This is a genomic window from Candidatus Competibacter denitrificans Run_A_D11, assembly GCF_001051235.1.
Lineage (GTDB): Bacteria > Pseudomonadota > Gammaproteobacteria > Competibacterales > Competibacteraceae > Competibacter_A > Competibacter_A denitrificans.
Genome location: NZ_CBTJ020000113.1, coordinates 23986 through 39611, shown reverse-complemented (window position 1 = coordinate 39611; position 15626 = coordinate 23986). Strand labels below are relative to the sequence as shown.

Annotated in this window: 21 protein-coding genes; 8 read left to right on the top strand and 13 right to left on the bottom strand. The window is 59.6% G+C overall.

Translation table 11 applies throughout. The features are described 5' to 3' along the window. The 9 genes from BN873_RS17970 to BN873_RS17930 form a co-directional block, all read right to left on the bottom strand. Window positions 1–1690 (bottom strand): DUF1156 domain-containing protein (locus BN873_RS17970; RefSeq protein WP_048676936.1); only part of this gene is annotated, 1690 nt, incomplete at its 3' end. After that, a complete protein-coding gene (locus BN873_RS17965; RefSeq protein ID WP_048676934.1) occupies window positions 1687–2226 on the bottom strand; it encodes a hypothetical protein in 540 nt (179 codons plus the stop codon). The genes BN873_RS17970 and BN873_RS17965, both read right to left, overlap by 4 nt. A 3-nt stretch (window positions 2227–2229) precedes the next feature. Beyond that, window positions 2230–2622 (bottom strand): helix-turn-helix domain-containing protein, encoded by a 393-nt coding sequence (locus BN873_RS18970; protein ID WP_053085453.1) that lies wholly within the window; start codon window positions 2620–2622, stop codon window positions 2230–2232. 3 nt (window positions 2623–2625) lie between these two features. Further along, window positions 2626–3036: a hypothetical protein gene (locus BN873_RS20220; protein ID WP_139031775.1), complete on the bottom strand. Its 411-nt coding sequence runs from the start codon at window positions 3034–3036 to the stop codon at window positions 2626–2628. Window positions 3037–3070: 34 nt separating this feature from the next. Beyond that, on the bottom strand, window positions 3071–6583 hold the full coding sequence (locus BN873_RS17950; protein WP_048676955.1) for a helicase-related protein: 3513 nt from the start codon (window positions 6581–6583) through the stop codon (window positions 3071–3073). 271 nt (window positions 6584–6854) lie between these two features. After that, entirely contained in the window at window positions 6855–7061 is a 207-nt protein-coding gene (locus BN873_RS17945; protein WP_048676927.1) for a type II toxin-antitoxin system antitoxin, read from the bottom strand. Between the two features lie 242 nt (window positions 7062–7303). Continuing rightward, on the bottom strand, window positions 7304–7840 hold the full coding sequence (locus tag BN873_RS17940; RefSeq protein WP_048676954.1) for a hypothetical protein: 537 nt from the start codon (window positions 7838–7840) through the stop codon (window positions 7304–7306). A gap of 207 nt (window positions 7841–8047) precedes the next feature. Continuing rightward, the gene (locus BN873_RS17935; protein ID WP_048676926.1) at window positions 8048–8503 is read right to left on the bottom strand and encodes a hotdog family protein; all 456 of its coding nucleotides are present in this window, start codon (window positions 8501–8503) and stop codon (window positions 8048–8050) included. A 20-nt stretch (window positions 8504–8523) separates the two neighbouring features. Beyond that, entirely contained in the window at window positions 8524–8724 is a 201-nt protein-coding gene (locus BN873_RS17930; protein WP_048676924.1) for a hypothetical protein, read from the bottom strand. Between the two features lie 56 nt (window positions 8725–8780). Here BN873_RS17930 and BN873_RS18965 point away from each other — a divergent pair, with 56 nt between their 5' ends. From BN873_RS18965 to BN873_RS17910, 4 genes are read left to right on the top strand one after another with little or no spacing between them, the layout of a single operon-like run. Then, a complete protein-coding gene (locus tag BN873_RS18965; RefSeq protein ID WP_053085452.1) occupies window positions 8781–9284 on the top strand; it encodes a DUF4124 domain-containing protein in 504 nt (167 codons plus the stop codon). Between the two features lie 22 nt (window positions 9285–9306). Continuing rightward, entirely contained in the window at window positions 9307–9579 is a 273-nt protein-coding gene (locus tag BN873_RS20605) for a hypothetical protein (RefSeq protein ID WP_048676922.1), read from the top strand. Continuing rightward, complete coding sequence (locus BN873_RS17915; protein WP_048676920.1) at window positions 9576–10118, top strand: tetratricopeptide repeat protein; 543 nt, start codon at window positions 9576–9578, stop codon at window positions 10116–10118. Before BN873_RS20605 ends, BN873_RS17915 begins: the two co-directional genes overlap by 4 nt. A 31-nt stretch (window positions 10119–10149) precedes the next feature. After that, the gene (locus tag BN873_RS17910; RefSeq protein ID WP_082161402.1) at window positions 10150–10713 is read left to right on the top strand and encodes a DUF924 family protein; all 564 of its coding nucleotides are present in this window, start codon (window positions 10150–10152) and stop codon (window positions 10711–10713) included. 69 nt (window positions 10714–10782) lie between these two features. Here BN873_RS17910 and BN873_RS17905 read toward each other — a convergent pair whose 3' ends face one another. The 4 genes from BN873_RS17905 to BN873_RS17890 all read right to left on the bottom strand — a co-directional run bounded on the left by BN873_RS17905 (window position 10783) and on the right by BN873_RS17890 (window position 13080). Further along, complete coding sequence (locus BN873_RS17905; protein WP_048676918.1) at window positions 10783–11202, bottom strand: hypothetical protein; 420 nt, start codon at window positions 11200–11202, stop codon at window positions 10783–10785. A 73-nt stretch (window positions 11203–11275) separates the two neighbouring features. Further along, window positions 11276–11770, bottom strand: a complete 495-nt coding sequence (locus tag BN873_RS17900) for an MOSC domain-containing protein (RefSeq protein ID WP_374727176.1) — start codon at window positions 11768–11770, stop codon at window positions 11276–11278. 99 nt (window positions 11771–11869) lie between these two features. Then, the gene (locus tag BN873_RS17895) at window positions 11870–12298 is read right to left on the bottom strand and encodes a hotdog fold thioesterase (protein WP_048676916.1); all 429 of its coding nucleotides are present in this window, start codon (window positions 12296–12298) and stop codon (window positions 11870–11872) included. Window positions 12299–12432: 134 nt separating this feature from the next. Next, window positions 12433–13080: a class I SAM-dependent methyltransferase gene (locus BN873_RS17890; protein WP_048676913.1), complete on the bottom strand. Its 648-nt coding sequence runs from the start codon at window positions 13078–13080 to the stop codon at window positions 12433–12435. 79 nt (window positions 13081–13159) lie between these two features. Here BN873_RS17890 and BN873_RS18960 point away from each other — a divergent pair, with 79 nt between their 5' ends. The 4 genes from BN873_RS18960 to BN873_RS17870 all read left to right on the top strand — a co-directional run bounded on the left by BN873_RS18960 (window position 13160) and on the right by BN873_RS17870 (window position 15580). Next, complete coding sequence (locus tag BN873_RS18960) at window positions 13160–14242, top strand: endonuclease (RefSeq protein ID WP_053085451.1); 1083 nt, start codon at window positions 13160–13162, stop codon at window positions 14240–14242. Between the two features lie 17 nt (window positions 14243–14259). Beyond that, a complete protein-coding gene (locus BN873_RS17880) occupies window positions 14260–14586 on the top strand; it encodes a DMT family transporter (RefSeq protein WP_048676911.1) in 327 nt (108 codons plus the stop codon). A 78-nt stretch (window positions 14587–14664) separates the two neighbouring features. Next, on the top strand, window positions 14665–15120 hold the full coding sequence (locus tag BN873_RS17875) for a cupin domain-containing protein (protein ID WP_053085450.1): 456 nt from the start codon (window positions 14665–14667) through the stop codon (window positions 15118–15120). Window positions 15121–15151: 31 nt separating this feature from the next. Continuing rightward, window positions 15152–15580, top strand: a complete 429-nt coding sequence (locus tag BN873_RS17870; RefSeq protein ID WP_048676909.1) for a YchJ family protein — start codon at window positions 15152–15154, stop codon at window positions 15578–15580. Window positions 15581–15626: the final 46 nt, after the last annotated feature.

Sequence of the window (15626 nt, the reverse complement as noted above, 5' to 3'; positions counted from 1 at the left end):
AGGGTGGATCTATAGAGACAACTTTTCCAGCAGTAATCACATTCGCTGCTGCATCAGCTTGGGACGCAATACCCTGGGGAGCACTTGGAAAAAAATTAATTACCATTGCGCCTTTCTCAATTGCAGTCCCAAAACTTCCGCCAGCCTCAGCAAACGCATTTGCCTCTGCGAACTCCCAAGTCATTCGTAATGCTTGCATGGCAAAGGTCTCTCGAAAAGCCCCACGGTCATTCATCCACGACGCGATCGATGAGCCGATATTGGCTACCTTGGATATCGCAAATGCTAGATAAACCCCAACCGCATTGGCATAGGCCATTGCGCCGGTACCCATAGAGGCAAGGGGCTTGCCGTCGTCGGGCAAGCCAGCAACGAAGCCATCACGCATAACCCGCTCACACGTTTCCTGCACTAGATCGGAGAAAGCGGTCAACACTACGAGTTGACGAGGCGTGAAGAGATCACTCCATTTCGTCATCCCATAATTGCCGACGCGGAATCCCAGCGCCTGCTGGAAAAACTCGACGTCCGGCTTCCACTCCGGCTTCGCCTGGCACGCCACAGCCTCGTGTTCCGGCGTCGGCGCAAGATAAAACCGTCCGCGCTCACCCTCAGCGACAATGGCCATCATCCGCGCACCCATGCGCCCGGCTTTGCCCTCTGCCCTAATGTAATCACCTGAAATCGGTGCACCGGAAATCAAGCAAACAAAATTAGCACCCGCTAGCTTGGTTCCATTCTTGGCCGACTCAGCATCCTTTGGCTTGCCTATCTTCACCGTGAATCGATAGCTATCACCCTCGATCACCGGCTCTACATACGCTTCCTTGCCCGCCTTTGTCGAGAGCATGAAGGTCGAAGCCAGAGGCACGTCCACATGCGCAAACGCCGGGTTCGGACTCTTCACCGTCCGCGCCCACAGCCAGGCGATCACCGTCAGCTTGCGGCCCACCAGCGGCTTCAAGTCCGGCCGCTCCTTCGCCATGTCCGCCGTGATCTCGATCTTCGGATACAAGTGCCCGATGCGCTTCTCAGCTTCATCGCGCATCCACTTGCCGTAATAGCGCACATCCTCAGCCAGCCCTTGCGCCCCTTTCCATGAACCGGATGCCCCCAATTTGCGCCGCGATTCCGGGTTCACCGGTGCCCGCCCGGCAAACTTGGGCGGAATCTCAATCATTGCCTTGTTGATCAGCACCGCCACCGGATTCAGGTCGCTGGCGTAGCTTTCCAACCCCAGCCGCTGCGCTTCCAGCGGCAACGACCCGCCGCCGGCGAACGGATCGTGGAAGGCCGGCAACTTCTCCGGATCGAACAGTTCCGCCGCACGGGGATGATCCCGGTTCTCCGCACAGGTTACCCGCCAGCTTTGCCAGATCTCGTCCCGCGCCTGCTGGAGCACCGTTTCATTGGTGGTATTTTCCCACTTGACCAACTCCTCGATCAGCCGGAACAGGCGCTGGCGCTCCTGCTCCTGGGCCTCATCGGTCGGAAACTGCTCCGGGTGACCCGAGGGGTCATCCACCATCTGGGCGAAGATCACCGCCCGCGCCGCTGCCAACGGCCGCCGCGCCCACCAGAGATGCAAAGTCGAAGGATGCCCGTGGCGGATCGACTTCTCCCGCGCCGACGCCACATTGATAGCCACCAGCGGCAGAGCGATTTCAATAAGCTTCTTTCTAGGAGTCATGCTGGGGCAGGCTCATGATTGACATTTAACTGAGGCAGTTGATACATCGGGAGAGGAATCGGCGGGATACCGATGCGCCCGCAAGTGCTTTGCACATACTCTCGCCAGTAGGGCCAAACGTGATAGCCGACGTTATAGCGGGCAAATTCCTTCAAGGCATCCTGAAGCTTTTCTTCTGTCACATCTTTTTTCAGGACGTACCGCACACTGAATTCGGCTGTAATCTCAACATAAACGGCCTCATCCTCAGACGCTGCCTGATTTCGTAGCGTATCCAATGATGTGTTATTGACGAGGCGGACACCTGCTGAGAAAAAGAAAATGACTACTTTGAAATTTTCTTTACCTTCCTTATGGGCTACCTCGACAATGTTAAATTCACCTGTTGGACCCGCACGGTGTTGGGGAGTCAGTAACAAATCGCTTTCGATTAGGTGTGGCAAGAATCCCTTCCTGCACTTGATAGTCGCCGTATTCAGCGAAACCGTTTGAATGTCCAATGCCTGAATAGCTTGATCAATCAATGATCTATTCATAAGTCAGGCCGCCGCTGGCCAATCCTGCTCGGGCATAATGATATTGCCGGGCTGGGCATACCGGAGCGGCGACGGTTTAAAAGGAACAACATTGTGACCCAGGGACTCCCATGGCTGATCACACCCTTGCATTTCCACCTGAAATTTCGAATTCAAGTCTAATGCAAAGCAAATATCCGCAAGGGTGCGTAGGGTCATATTGCGCGAGCCGCTCAGCACCTGCGAGACATGGCCCTTGGTGGCGCCGATCCGGTTAGCCAACTCGGTTTTATTGACGCCGACTTCCTCCATTGCCCGCCAAATGGTTTCGGTCACTTCGGTAATGAACCGCTCTTGCGCAACGAGTTTGGCGTTTGCGTCACTTTGATTCGCCCAATGCTCCAGGAAATCTGTCATGGTCTACCCCTCCTCGATCAATCGCCAATTCTTGATCACTTGGTTCGTATCTTCTTGGGCAAGTTTCCGCCCTTTTTTGTAAGTAAAGTGGCTGATATAAAATACCTTTTTGTGACGGCTGGAAAACCAGCCATAAGCCCGCAGCCTGTCAACCTTAATGGCATAGAAATGCTTATCATCGGGCAGCATTCCCTCCGTATTCCAGTGATCGGGGGATCGCAACCGCCCCTGGTTGGCAAGATGCTCGCGCCGAACCAGCATCTTGGCCCAGCAACTCGCTTGCTTCTTGGGTGCAGGGATGTGCTGCAAAGCTTTCTGCCAGCTCGGAGGGATCCAGTCATCCGGTTCAACCCCCTCGGGTGGCTGCTCACAGTAACGAATAGTGAGGCGTGTTCCTCGATATTCAAGAGTCATAGTTTATATTTATATAAACCTTTGTCCAGCGCAATCACCTCGGTTCCCCAGCGTATTCCAGTAATTTTTGTAAACTGAAGGTGCGGGTCGTTTCGGCAAAATCCGGTTCGCCAAACCCAAACCCCCGCAAGTACCGGGGTGCCCGCGCGCCCTCCTCGGCCACGATCACCAGAGCCAGGCGGAACTGCTCGGGCGCGTTGCGCGAACAGAGAATCTCATTTTTGGTCAGCGTGATGTCGTTCTTGCCGATCCACCGACCTTTCACCTCGATGAAAACCAGCGTCCCCGTCGTGGGGTCTTTGGACTCGATGTCATATCCCAGGCCCTTCTGCGCGGAGACATCGCGGGGCATCCGCCCCAAGGCCCGTTCCACCGCCAATACCGCCTGCATGGCCAGGCGTTCAACTTCCTCCCGCGCCAGCGTGTCCGCTGGGGTTTCCACCGGTTCGGCGGAGACGAGCAGTTGCCGGATCAACCCCCCCGGCACGACGATCGCGCCCCCTTGCACCACCGGGGGCAAGGCGCTGATCTGCCGTTCCTGGTCCAATTCATTCAACCGGCGTTGCAGACGATCCGCCAACTCGTCGGCGCGGGCCGCCGCGTTCGCCGAACTCAGGCGAGTTTGCTGGCCCGCCCGCTCCTGGGCCTTGAGGTCTTCCGCCCGGCGATCCCAGAAATTGATTTCCTTCTTCAGCCGCGCCGTGACTTCCTGTTCTACCTTGTCAACGTAGGGCAGTTTACGCTTCCGCAGCTCCGCAACGTGACCGGACACCACGGTTTGAATCGCGTGGCCAATGACCAGGTTCTCAATGTCGGCGGACAGCCAGTCGGCTTCCAGCCAAGGTTCCACCGCTGCCCGTTCTTCGACGCTGATCGGGCGGTAATCCAGGTAAGGCGCTGGCCCCGCATCGGCGAGCATCCCGTCTTCCCGATACTCCACGAATTGCAGCCGCTGGGAGATAATTTGTTGTTCCTTATTGCGCCCCTGGCGTCCGTCCTGGACCGCGTGCTCCAGGTAAAAAAGCACGCGCACCTGTTCCCCGTCATCCAACTCATCGACCAACACCGCCCCCCGCTTCAGCAGTTCCCGATGCCGCTCCAGGATGAGATCGAGGGTCGCGTCCAGCAAGGGATGGCCCGGACACAGGAACGCAGCCACTGGGGTCTGGTTGATTTTTTCCTTCTCGAAACACACCCGCTCGTAGCGCGACAACACCGGTTCGCCGATCCCGATGAGGCGATCCCGCTCGCGGATCGGACCGGGAACCTGGGTAATTTCCCAGCGACCGGGTTCCCGCAGGTAAATCCGCCCGCCAAGATGCCCGAACGCTTCCAGGAAGAACGACTGAATGAAATGGGGTTGCAGACGCCGGGCCTGAGCGCGTTCCATTTGCTCCCGAATGTCCGTGATCTGGCCCGCTGACAAGGTGTCGTGGACCAGGGCGCGTTCCGCCAGGAGATCCAGCACATGCTGGCGGTCGGCGGCGTTGTCCACCGCCTGGAACAGGCGCTCCTTCACGTCCGGCCGGTCGCCGTAGCGGATCGCTTCCACCAGCAAATCGCGCAGGGCGTTGCCCTCAAAGAGCCGTCCCAACACATCGTAAACCCGGCCCCCCAGCGCTTCCCGAGCGGTTTCAAGCTTCTCCAAGAGGCGCGCATACACCTCGCCCTCGCGGGTGTCGGCGGCCACCAGGTTCCACAGGTGACAGACTTCCTGCTGGCCGATCCGGTGAATCCGCCCGAACCGTTGCTCCAAGCGATTGGGATTCCAGGGCAGGTCGTAGTTGACCATCAGGTGTGCGCGTTGCAGGTTGATCCCTTCCCCGGCCGCGTCGTTGGCCACCAGCACCAGCACCGCCTTATCCTGGGTGAACGCTTCCACCGCCTTGCGCCGCTCTTCGCGGCCCACCCCGCCGTGAATGACCACCACGGCTTCGGGACGGCCCAGCCGGGTGCGGATTTTGTCCGCCAGATAGTTCAAGCTGTCACGGGGTTCGGTAAAGACGATCAGCTTGCGACGGTTGCCCTGCTCGTCCGTCATCAAGGGGTGATCCAGGATGCTGTTGAGCTGGACCCACTTGGCATCCACGCCCGATTGTCGCAAGGCTTTAGCTTGGGCTTCCAATTGCTTGAGCGTTTCGATCTCGGTTTGCAGTTCGGCCAGAGTTCGGGCTGCCGTCGCCCGATCCAGAATGCGCGCTTCCGCCGCTTCGACTTCGGACTCCGGGGCGTCTGCCAAATCCTCCAGCTCCTCCGCGCTCAGCGTGCTGCCACGGTCTTCCGGACGGATCGGAGCCGACCCTCCCCGCGCCAACAGGCGTTCTTCCGCGAGGCGCTGTTCCAGCCGTTCGCGGCGCCGGCGCAGGGATTCGTGAATGGCTGCGGGCGAGGAGGCCAACCGCCGTTGCAGGGATTGCAGCGCGAACCCGATGTTTTGCTTGCGCTGATCGTCGGCACCGGCAAAGCGCTCGACGCGATTCATTTCCTCGCGCACGTAAGTGGTCACCGCCGCGTACAGCGCGGCTTCCGGGTCCGCCAGGTGATAGGTCACGGTGTAGGCCCGGCGCTCGGGAAACAGCGGCCGGCCATCGAACTTGAGCAACTCCTCCTTGGTCAAGCGCCGCATCAGATCGCGGGTATCCGCTTGATGCACCCCATCCCGAAACCGCCCTTCAAATCGGTCCCCATCCAGCAGGGCCATAAACAGTTGGAAATCCGCTTCCTTGCCGTTATGGGGTGTGGCCGTCAACAACAGGAAATGCCGGCAGTGGCTACCGACCGTTTGGCCCAGGCGATACCGCTGGGTGAATTTCACCTCCCCGCCGAAGAACGAAGCCGATAGCCGATGCGCTTCATCGCAAATCACCAGATCCCACTCCGGTCCAGTGCGGAATTTCTCCTGGAGATCTGGGTTGCGACTGAGCATGTCCAGCCGGGCGATGAGCAGCGCCTGGTCGGCGAACGGATTGCCGGTCCGGGACGCTTCAATCCGGTCGCGGGTGAGAATGTCGAAAGACAACCCAAACTTTTGCTTCAGTTCATCCTGCCACTGCTCGACCAGATTGCCGGGCGTGACGATCAGGCACCGCTCCAAATCGCCGCGAATCCGTAGCTCTTTGATCAACAACCCGGCCATGATGGTCTTGCCGGCGCCGGGGTCGTCGGCCAGCAGGAAGCGCAGGGGTTGCCGGGACAGCATTTCGCCATAGACCGCCGTGATCTGGTGCGGCAATGGCTCCACTTGAGAGGTGTGAATGGCCAGATAGGGGTCGAACAGATAGGCGAGACGAATGCGGTAGGCTTCCGAAGCCAGTCGCAACAGGTGGCCATCGCCATCGAATGACCAGGGACGACCCTCCCGGACGACTTCCAGAGTCGGTTCCTCATTGCGATAAACGAGACGCTGCCCAACTTTTCCTGCGGTATCTTCAAAGGTAACTTTGATCGCCTGATCGCCAAACCACTCCAAATTAACCACTTTGGCGGTTCCGCTGGGCGTCAATCCCGTGATATAGGCTCCAGCCTTGATCTCTTCCAGTTTAGCCATAATGGTTACCCAGTGATCCCCCATGAGCGAAATACCGCTGCCGCTGCACAATCCAATTCACGCCGCAGGTTTTGCTGGTACTGTCCAGTAACGGCCTCAGTCGGTTTTCATGCGCTTGCATGAGGGTCTGTTGACGCAACCCGGCGGTGGCGCCGTCCGGTCAGAATCTCATGGGTGATGCCATTCTCGTCAAACCGGAAATGGCGTTGCGGCCCCACGAATGGGGAGTTAATGACTGGGTTTTCGATGAGATCAGCCATGACCGGCGCGATCAGGCGGTCAGAGCATCGTGAGGGTAGAGCTTGGCGTCAGGCGTCGCATCCGGGATCGCCAGGCCGCGCTGCTGGCAATATGCGCAGATCATCACTTCGAGCATGTTGGAGAGACTGCGGCGCTCCAGCGCGGCGGCGATACGCACGGCCTGCTTAAGGGCCGGGTCAATACGGGCGGTGAGGGTGTCCGTTTTGGCAGTGGGCATGGTGTGTTATGGACTGCGGTTGTTATTTTTTATGGCGAACGTATGAACACCCTACTACAAAGAAAGACTGGAATATAGATGGTGCATTACTGGGTTTTTGTGCAGCGCCCAGACCCCCTTAATTTGCTGCTTTAGCGATACTTTCGCCAATATAAGGAGACGATTGACCCACGCCAAGCGCCGATGCCTGCGACAAACCAGGGTTGTCAGCCGGAACCGCCGAAAATTCCGTCACACCCCCTTTAGCCTGCAAGCTGCTTGATGCGCTCGGCAAGGTGTCCAAATGCTTCATTCACGTACTCCAATGCCCTGGGTTCTGCGCCCTGCGCACGTAAAGCGCTTTTGAAGCTTTCCAGATCGGAAAGCCATTGCTGATGGAGCTGATCCATCTCACGAACTTGAGGCTGAGCGACTTGCCGGTGGCCGCTCCCAAGAAACGCCTGATAGCCGCGCTCCAGGGTTGCCGCTGTTGCCAGTAACTGAGCCGCACGTTGCTGGTGCGCTTCAGAAAGCGGAGCCAGGCCGTCATAGGGCCGCGATGCCTTCTGGCGTTCGGCTTCAAACGCCTCTTCCATGATGCGGGCATAGCGGTAGAAACCGGGGAATTCGTGGGACAGCGCCAGGAGTTGATCGTCGGTGGTCCCGACCCAAATCCGGTGCAACTCGGGCACGTAGCCCATCATGCGATGGATGATGGCCGGAGCGTCATTGACCCCTTGGGCCGCAAGCTGGTGCATGTGCTCATCCATCTTTGCCGCCAATCGGCGAAATTCATTCATGCTCATACCGATCCTTCCATCACCGTCGTGTCTGCCAAGTCACCGATTCGATGCTACTCCCAAATCACTGCCCAACCGTCGAACAGGGTCCGGCTCACGGTGATCGTGTAGAACCGTAGCCGGTTGCGGGTGGATTCGCGCCGCTCCAGGTGTCTCGCAGGGGGGTTGCGGAAACGATTGCCCCGAAGAACCGAATCAACAACCTTCTCAGTCTTTCTTAACGACCAGCATCGTTGTCTGGTATTCAATCACCGGCTGATCACGCTGGTTATAGGCTTTGTTTTGGTAGATGAACAGGAATCGCTCCGGGTGTTTGGTGGGGCGCAGTTCGACCACTTCGGCCTCCGCACGGAGGGTATCTCCAAACAACACCGGAGACGTGATCTTCATCCGGTCCACGCCGATGTAGGCATAAATTTCATAGCCGTCCTGGGCCAGAAACTCGGTGATGGTATCCGCATGGTGGACCAGACCGTCGGCGACGGCAAAGATGACCGGTCCGGCCAAGGAGCGTTCCTTAAACCAAGTGCCCTTGGCATACTCGGCATTGCTATGCACGGCCATATTGAACCAGGTCAGTTGATGCAGGAGGGAGAAGTCCCCGACATCCAGCGTCCGGCAAACCCGACCGGGAATTTTGGCACCCGCAGTGACTTTACCCATAAAACGGTTCCTCATTGCGATTAGGGATCATTCTGCTCCGCTCGCTGCTCCGCACGGGGCGCGACGCCGCACCTGCCCGCCGCTTCCCAGCCCCGCTCCGCCATGATCCGGCGGATGACCTCGGCCTGCTCGGGTGTGACCCAACCCTGCACATGCACCAAGCCCCGTGCGCTCAGGCGCTGGCGGTAGCGCTGCTGCTTGTCGGCGTTGCTATAGGCCATGGGCTACCCTATAGTGATTATGGTTATATGTTACCAGACTCCCCATTGGAACCCCCATGAAATCAGCCTGCCTGTTATCCGTGGTCATGCTCTCTCTGACAACTGGGCCGGCGATGGCCGTGAACAAGTGCGTCAACGAACACGGTCAAGTGGTCTATCAAAGCGCGCCCTGTCCGACGACAGCCAAAGGTAGCGAGATCACCCTCCAGAAAGCGCCTCCGGCCCCAGTAACCTCACCGACTGATGCAGAGGAACTGAAACGCATCCAGCAAACCGCCAGCACCCTGGAGCGCGAGCGCAGACTGAAGGACATCGACCGCGAGATAGGCAGTGTGGAAGGATTGATCACCAATTACCGCCAAGCAATGAACAACGAATTGAGCGCCCTGCAACAGAAAAAGCAGCTTGCTAACAACAACCTGGCGGGCGCTACCTGGGAACAAAGCATTTCGGCTGAAATGAGCGCCGTTACCCAAAAATACGACACACTGATCCGCAACCAACAAACCCGAATTGAACGGCTACGCGCTGACGCCGACCTGTTGCGCAAGACAGAATAACCCAAGCTGGAAATCCGATACGATGGAAGACCCCCCTCCCTACTGCACCGGCCCCACCGACAGCGCTGAACCGCCCCTCACCACCGAGGACTTGATCGCGCTGGCCCATGCTCAGCGCCAGGGCATCCCCTACGAGACCGGCGAACAGTGGCTCGCCCGGTTGCCGGAGCGGTTGCGCGACCTGGCCGACCTGATCCTGGGCGGCAAGATGAACGCTGGGGAAATGGCCTACGCCCTAGCGGCACTGATCGACAGCATCGAGCACGCGCCGGCCGATGCCCGGAAGGTCCATTGAATACCCGCCGTCTCGCCGTCCTGCTGCTCGGCCTGACCCTCGCCGGTTGCTCCAATCCCGGCGATGACATCCCCCCGGCCCTGGCCGCACTCCACCAGCGGGCCGCTGGAGGCGATGCCGCCGCCCAACTGGAACTCGGACTGCATTACGTCACCGGCACAGGGATTCCGCCTGATGAGCAGGCCGCGTTGCGCTGGATCGGGAACGCCGCCGCTCAGGGGAGCGCCGCTGCCTTGTGTGAGTTGGGCAGCTATTACACCCTGGAACCGCACCAGGATTACGGGCGGGCCGCTGGCCTGCTCCAACAATCCGCCCTGCAAGGCTTCGCCCCGGCGCAAAGCAGCCTGGCGATCTTGTACTGGGCCGGGAAGGGCGTACCGCAAGACCGGATCGAAGCCTACGCCTGGCTGGGCCTGGCCGCCGAACAGGGCGAACGGGAGGCGCTGGATTTGCAACCCAGCCTCCAGGCGGAATTGAGCGACGCGGAGTTGCAGCAGGCATGGCAACGGGCGCAACAATACCGCCAGGGACCACTGTAACCGTTACCGGAATGCTTGAGGAGGAACCCCGATGACCCTCATGGAAAACATGGCCTATCCCACTGACGTGGTGGCGTTCTGGTTTGCGCCGGACGTTCAGCCGTTGTGGTTCGCCGCCACGCCCGACTTTGATGAGCGGTTGCGGGCGCGCTTCCTGACCACCTATCGGGCGGCGGCGGCCGGTCAGTTGACCGACTGGGACACCACCGCCGAGGGAGCGCTGGCGCTGGTCATCGTTCTCGATCAATTTCCACTGAACCTGTTCCGGGGCCAGCCCGACAGCTTCGCCACCGAAGCGGCCGCCCGGGTCGTGGCCGACCGCGCCATGGCCCACGGCTTCGATCAAGCGTTGCCGCCCGAGCAGCGCCAGTTTCTGTATTTACCGTTCATGCACAGCGAGACGTTGGCCGATCAGGAGCGCTCGGTGCGGCTATACCAGCAACCGGGCCTGGAGGAGAGCTTGCCCTTCGCCCGTCATCACCACGCGCTGATCCAGCGGTTTGGCCGCTTCCCGCACCGTAACGCCATTTTGGGCCGGATCAGCACCGCCGAGGAACTCGCCTACCTGGCCTCGCCCGGGGCGTTTCACGGCTGAGGGGAATAGGCCGTTGCCATTATTCTTCATGAGCTGCGGTACCCGTCACGGTTTAAATCCTTGAGTGACTTACATCACGATGCAAAAATGAATCGCCTTTCCTGCCGCTACCGCCCGCTCAAGCTCCGCTTTGCAATCGAGCAAGTCGGCTTCGACATCCGCTTGTGTCCAGACCTCAGTCGCCGCCATGGCCCCGGCATGGGCTTGTAGATAGGTGAGGAGGGTCTCAACCGAACGCAGCGCCTCAGCAGCGTCAAACCATTGGGCGGCGGCGGCCGGCCAGCCATCTTCCGCTTCTGCAAACTCTCCGGTTTCGTCCAGATTGTAGCGGAGGTCGGTATCATCGTAGAAATCCGACAACGGTTGGACCGAAAGTTTGACGGCCAACTGCTCCAGTGGCTCGGCAAGATCCAACAGAGCCGAGTGATCGGATTCATTGCTTTCGTATTGATCGCCGTCCCGGAGATTGATCCAAAGAGTAGAACTCATGTTACTCCTTCAATCACAGGTTTCTTTAGGCATCCGATTAATGACATAACGGTCCGTTACTGTATCTAAGGCGTTAGTCGATCAATTTAGCCTTAGCTTTTTTAAATAACGCCATGATTGGCAATTGACGCTGACCCGGCTCTACTACAAAGGATTGTCCAGCCATGATGCGACCGGGCAATTCTACGGCTAAATAAAAACCACAAAAACCACTTTGAACCATTTTTTTGGCGGCTTTGGAGTCCCCCATCACCGCATTGAATTTATCGCAGGGTTCGCGGGGTTGCGTGACTCGCAAGGTACAGTCGGGAAAACACAGCCTATCTCCCACATACAGCATGGATTCCAGCAAACCGGTTAGCGTTAAATTCTCGCCAAGAGTTCCATACGGCAACTCGGTAGATAGTCCCCTTGCTGATCTTTGCGCCCGCCAAAACGGGTAATGTTCTGCGGGATAAGCATAAACCGCTTTCGAGAGGCCGCCGTGTACCGTCAAATCGGCTTGTTCATCGCCATCGAGGCCCAGTTTATTCACGGCAACGGGTCCCTCAACCGCTTGTTTGCCCATACCGCTCAATACGGTTCGGTCGCCCATTTGAAGTGGCAATGCCCTACCGATTTGTACACTGAGAACCCGGCATTGTGGTTGAAGCATCATCATTTGCTCTCAGGGAACTGTTGATTCAGAGGCAAGAATACTCTCCCGCTTGCGGTAAACCATCGCCTGACTCTTGGCAATCAGTGGGTCGCGATTCTTTTCCGTCACGGTGATCTCGTAGAGCGCGGTAGCGCCGCCCAAATGGACTTCCCTGGCTTCAGCCACCCAATGATCGCCAACTTGAGTCGCCCGAAGAAAGTTAATCCTCACATTGAGCGCCACCGCTGTTGTACCGTGTGAATGGCTCGCTGCCGCAAAGGCAATATCGCCTAAACCAAAAATGATTCCACCGTGGGTGGTTCCATGAAAATTCAGCATATCCTCGGTGACCACCAAGGACACACGACTGTAGCCACTCTCTATGGCTTCTATCGTTGCGCCAAGCCAATGCGCATAGGCATCTTGGCGAAGATGTACGGCAAGGTCAGCACTGATCATGACCGATATCCGCATAACGGCTCGCGCCGATCAACAGCGCCGCCCAAGAGGCGCCGACAAAGGCGCCGGTGGGACGCTGAACGGAGGGTTTCATGAGGGTGAAGCTCCTGATCATCGTCAAAGGTCAACAGGGATTAAAGCGTATCATGATCCGGTGGGATACCCTTCTGCTCCACCGGCTTGCGGGCAATCACCCAGTAGAAGGTCTCTCCGCCGGTGTCGATCAGCCGGGCGCTGACCACCGCCAGCCCCGCCGCTTGCAGCTTGCCCAGCCCGACCTCGGGCCGGTCGTGGCTGTAGGGCCGCCGCCGCCCCAGGAACTCCCTCTCGCCGTCGAACTCGTCCTGGCCGGTGTACTCCCGCGTCGCCAGCGTCAGCAGCAGCGCCCCGCCTGGCGTCAGCACCCGCGCGAACCCCGAAAACAGGGCTGCATGTTCAGCGCGGGGCAGATGGAAGACCACGTAAACAGCGGCGATGCCGTCAAAGGAGGCCGGCGGGAACTCCAGCGCGCGCACGTCCATCCGCTGGAAGGTCGCTTCCGGCACTTGCCGCCGGGCCAGCGCCAGCATCCGTTCCGAGAGGTCGATGCCGGTCACGGTATCCCCCCGCTCGACGAAGTAGCGGGCGACCGGTTCCCCGGCCCCGCAACCGGCATCCAGGACGCGCACGCCCGGCGGGAGAAAGCGCGCGAACTCCTCCAGAACCGGCGTGGTGTCGAAGAGATGCCGGCCGGCGGCGTAGGTTTCCGCCAAATCGTCGTACAGCAGGGCCAAATCGGGCATGGGCGGGTGTCTCCGGGGTCAAAACGCAGGGCGGTTGTTTGCTACAGTTTAGTCCTTTCACCCCGACCGGACCGCCTCCATGGCCAAACGCTCCACCCGCTCCCGCACCGCCACCCCCATTCCCAAAACCCTGACCGGCATCATCACCGCCATTGCCCTGGCTGTGCTCGCCGCCCTGGGCATCCAGACGGACTGGTTTCACGGGAAACCCGCCGCCCCGCCGACGGAACGCCCGCCCGTCGCGCGAACCACCCCCCCGCCCGGCAACCTGCCGAACACGCCTGGCACGTTTACGGCGGCCAAGAAAGCACTTTACGAGCAGGTCTACGCCGATCACCGCATCACGTTCTATTGCGGTTGCCGGTACGATGCCGACCGCCGGATCGACCTGGGAAGCTGCGGCCTGGAATCCCTGGCCGACAAGCCCAGGGCGCAACAGATCGAAGCCGAGCACCTTTTCCCTGCCGCGCAATTCGGGAATTTTCGCCCGTGCTGGCGCAGTCCCGGCGACTTCCCCGCGTGCGCCAAGAGCGACGGGCGAACCCTCTCTGGCCGGGCCTGCTGCCAGCGGGTAGACCCGGTCTTCGAGGCCGCTCACAATGATTTGATGAACTTGGTTCCCGCCGTGGGCGAGGTCAACGGCAAACGGAGTGATTTCAACTGGGGGATGATTCCGGGTGAGCCTCGCGTGTTCGGAGCTTGCAACTTTGAGGTAGACAGCGGCATCCGCCGCGTGGAACCACCGGAGAACATTCAGGGCGACATCGCCCGCACCATGTTCTACATGGCCGATACTTACGGTTTTAACCTGTCCCGCCAGGATGAGCAGTTGTTCACCGCCTGGAGCCGACAGGACCCGCCCGACGCCTGGGAGATCGAGCGCACCCGGCGTATCGCCGCCATTCAGGGCCAGGGCAACCGTTTTGTCGAGAACTACGCGGCGTTGTTCGGCAAGGCCGCTCCCGCGCCATCGACACCGGCAACATTGCCCGCCCCCGCGCTCGTCGCTGCCCACCCGGCGGGCTGGGCTTGCGGCGCCAAGTCCACTTGCGGGCAGATGAGCAGTTGCGACGAGGCCAAATTCCATCTCATACAATGCGGGGTGAAGAGCCTGGATCGGGACGGCGATGGGATACCCTGCGCCTCGCTCTGTCGCCGCTGACATGGGGGGAAAACGCCATGGCCTGGGTTTATCTGATCGTGGCCGGCCTGTTTGAAATCGGCTGGCCGGTCGGCCTGAAGCTGTCGCAGACGCCGGGCCGGTTCGTGTTGGGCGTGATCATCGCCGTGGTGTGCATGGCCGCCAGCGGGGCCTTCCTGTGGCTGGCCCAGCGGAGCATCCCCATCGGCACTGCCTACGCGGTCTGGACCGGCATTGGCGCGGTCGGTACCTTCGCCGTCGGTATTGCGTTCTACGGCGATTCTGCCGGCGCGATGCGGCTGGTCTCGGTCGGATTGATTGTGGCCGGGATCATCGGTCTGAAACTGGCGCATGGACCCGGCTGACAGAAAGAACCGGCGCTGGCAAGCGGTCAAACCGCCCGCGGTCAGCGGCATGACCCCTAGAATCTGATAAGTACTCACATGCGTCTGTTGAGAACCAAACTCGTCCTGATGGCCTTGATCTTAGCGATCACCAGTAGCCTCTTCACCCGTGCGGTGGCCGATGATGGCCTTCTGACGCCGATCTTGCCGGATGCGCTGCACTGGATCGATGCGCCCGGGGGTCTTCCGCTACAGGCCGTATGGATTCTTGGCGCTGAATCGAAGCCGGAACCCTACCTGATCCGGGTCCAACTGAAGGCCGGGGGCCACATTCCACCGCATACTCATCCGGATGCACGAAATAGCACCGTGCTGTCCGGTACGCTGTACGTTGGATTCGGCGCGTCGTTCGATGAATCAACCTTGGTGGCGATTCCGACCGGCGCGGTCTATGTCGCGCCCGCTCAGGTTCCGCACTTCCTCATGGCTAAAGAGGAAGTCCTCTACCAAGAGGCCGGGATGGGGCCAACGAAAACGATGTTCTTGAAGCGGTGAAACGCTCTCACTCAAGCGTTGAGATGCAATCATGCCCACTCAAACTCGATTGAAATCTTTTGATCCTTGCCCCTGCGGGGCGAAAGTCGCCTACACGGCCTGTTGTGGGCGGTATCTGGACAGCAGCTTATATCCGAACACCGCCGAAGCCTTGATGCGCTCACGCTATGTGGCCTATGTTCGGGGCCGGGCCGACTATCTATTGCAAACTTGGCATCCGTCCACGCGGCCCGCCTCGCTCGATCTCAGCGCGGAAACTGGCTCTTGGCTCGGCTTGAAGGTACTCCGGGTGGAAGCGGGTGGTGCCGAAGATGTAGAGGGCCTTGTGGAATTTGTGGCCCGCTACAAGGTGAACGGTCGGGCGCAGCGGTTGCGTGAAGTCAGCCGGTTCATCCGGGAAGAGTGCCGGTGGTTCTATCGGGAGGCTGAAGGAACGATCGGGTTCCCTTCGCCTTCCTAGATATAGCCGCTTGCAATCATCCAGCCGTCTGCTCGTAATCATCGCT

Coding starts and splice junctions, on each gene's coding strand:
- BN873_RS17900 (WP_374727176.1), bottom strand. CDS start 11,770: ATGGGCAAACAAGCGGTTGAGGGACCCGTTGCCGTGAATAAACTGGGC.
- BN873_RS17935 (WP_048676926.1), bottom strand. CDS start 8,503: ATGGGTAAAGTCACTGCGGGTGCCAAAATTCCCGGTCGGGTTTGCCGG.
- BN873_RS20220 (WP_139031775.1), bottom strand. CDS start 3,036: ATGACTCTTGAATATCGAGGAACACGCCTCACTATTCGTTACTGTGAG.
- BN873_RS17895 (WP_048676916.1), bottom strand. CDS start 12,298: ATGATCAGTGCTGACCTTGCCGTACATCTTCGCCAAGATGCCTATGCG.
- BN873_RS17950 (WP_048676955.1), bottom strand. CDS start 6,583: ATGGCTAAACTGGAAGAGATCAAGGCTGGAGCCTATATCACGGGATTG.
- BN873_RS17940 (WP_048676954.1), bottom strand. CDS start 7,840: ATGAATGAATTTCGCCGATTGGCGGCAAAGATGGATGAGCACATGCAC.
- BN873_RS18960 (WP_053085451.1), top strand. CDS start 13,160: ATGGCCAAACGCTCCACCCGCTCCCGCACCGCCACCCCCATTCCCAAA.
- BN873_RS17870 (WP_048676909.1), top strand. CDS start 15,152: ATGCCCACTCAAACTCGATTGAAATCTTTTGATCCTTGCCCCTGCGGG.
- BN873_RS17880 (WP_048676911.1), top strand. CDS start 14,260: ATGGCCTGGGTTTATCTGATCGTGGCCGGCCTGTTTGAAATCGGCTGG.
- BN873_RS17890 (WP_048676913.1), bottom strand. CDS start 13,080: ATGCCCGATTTGGCCCTGCTGTACGACGATTTGGCGGAAACCTACGCC.
- BN873_RS18965 (WP_053085452.1), top strand. CDS start 8,781: ATGAAATCAGCCTGCCTGTTATCCGTGGTCATGCTCTCTCTGACAACT.
- BN873_RS17945 (WP_048676927.1), bottom strand. CDS start 7,061: ATGCCCACTGCCAAAACGGACACCCTCACCGCCCGTATTGACCCGGCC.
- BN873_RS18970 (WP_053085453.1), bottom strand. CDS start 2,622: ATGACAGATTTCCTGGAGCATTGGGCGAATCAAAGTGACGCAAACGCC.
- BN873_RS17910 (WP_082161402.1), top strand. CDS start 10,150: ATGACCCTCATGGAAAACATGGCCTATCCCACTGACGTGGTGGCGTTC.
- BN873_RS17875 (WP_053085450.1), top strand. CDS start 14,665: ATGCGTCTGTTGAGAACCAAACTCGTCCTGATGGCCTTGATCTTAGCG.
- BN873_RS17965 (WP_048676934.1), bottom strand. CDS start 2,226: ATGAATAGATCATTGATTGATCAAGCTATTCAGGCATTGGACATTCAA.
- BN873_RS17930 (WP_048676924.1), bottom strand. CDS start 8,724: ATGGCCTATAGCAACGCCGACAAGCAGCAGCGCTACCGCCAGCGCCTG.
- BN873_RS17905 (WP_048676918.1), bottom strand. CDS start 11,202: ATGAGTTCTACTCTTTGGATCAATCTCCGGGACGGCGATCAATACGAA.
- BN873_RS20605 (WP_048676922.1), top strand. CDS start 9,307: ATGGAAGACCCCCCTCCCTACTGCACCGGCCCCACCGACAGCGCTGAA.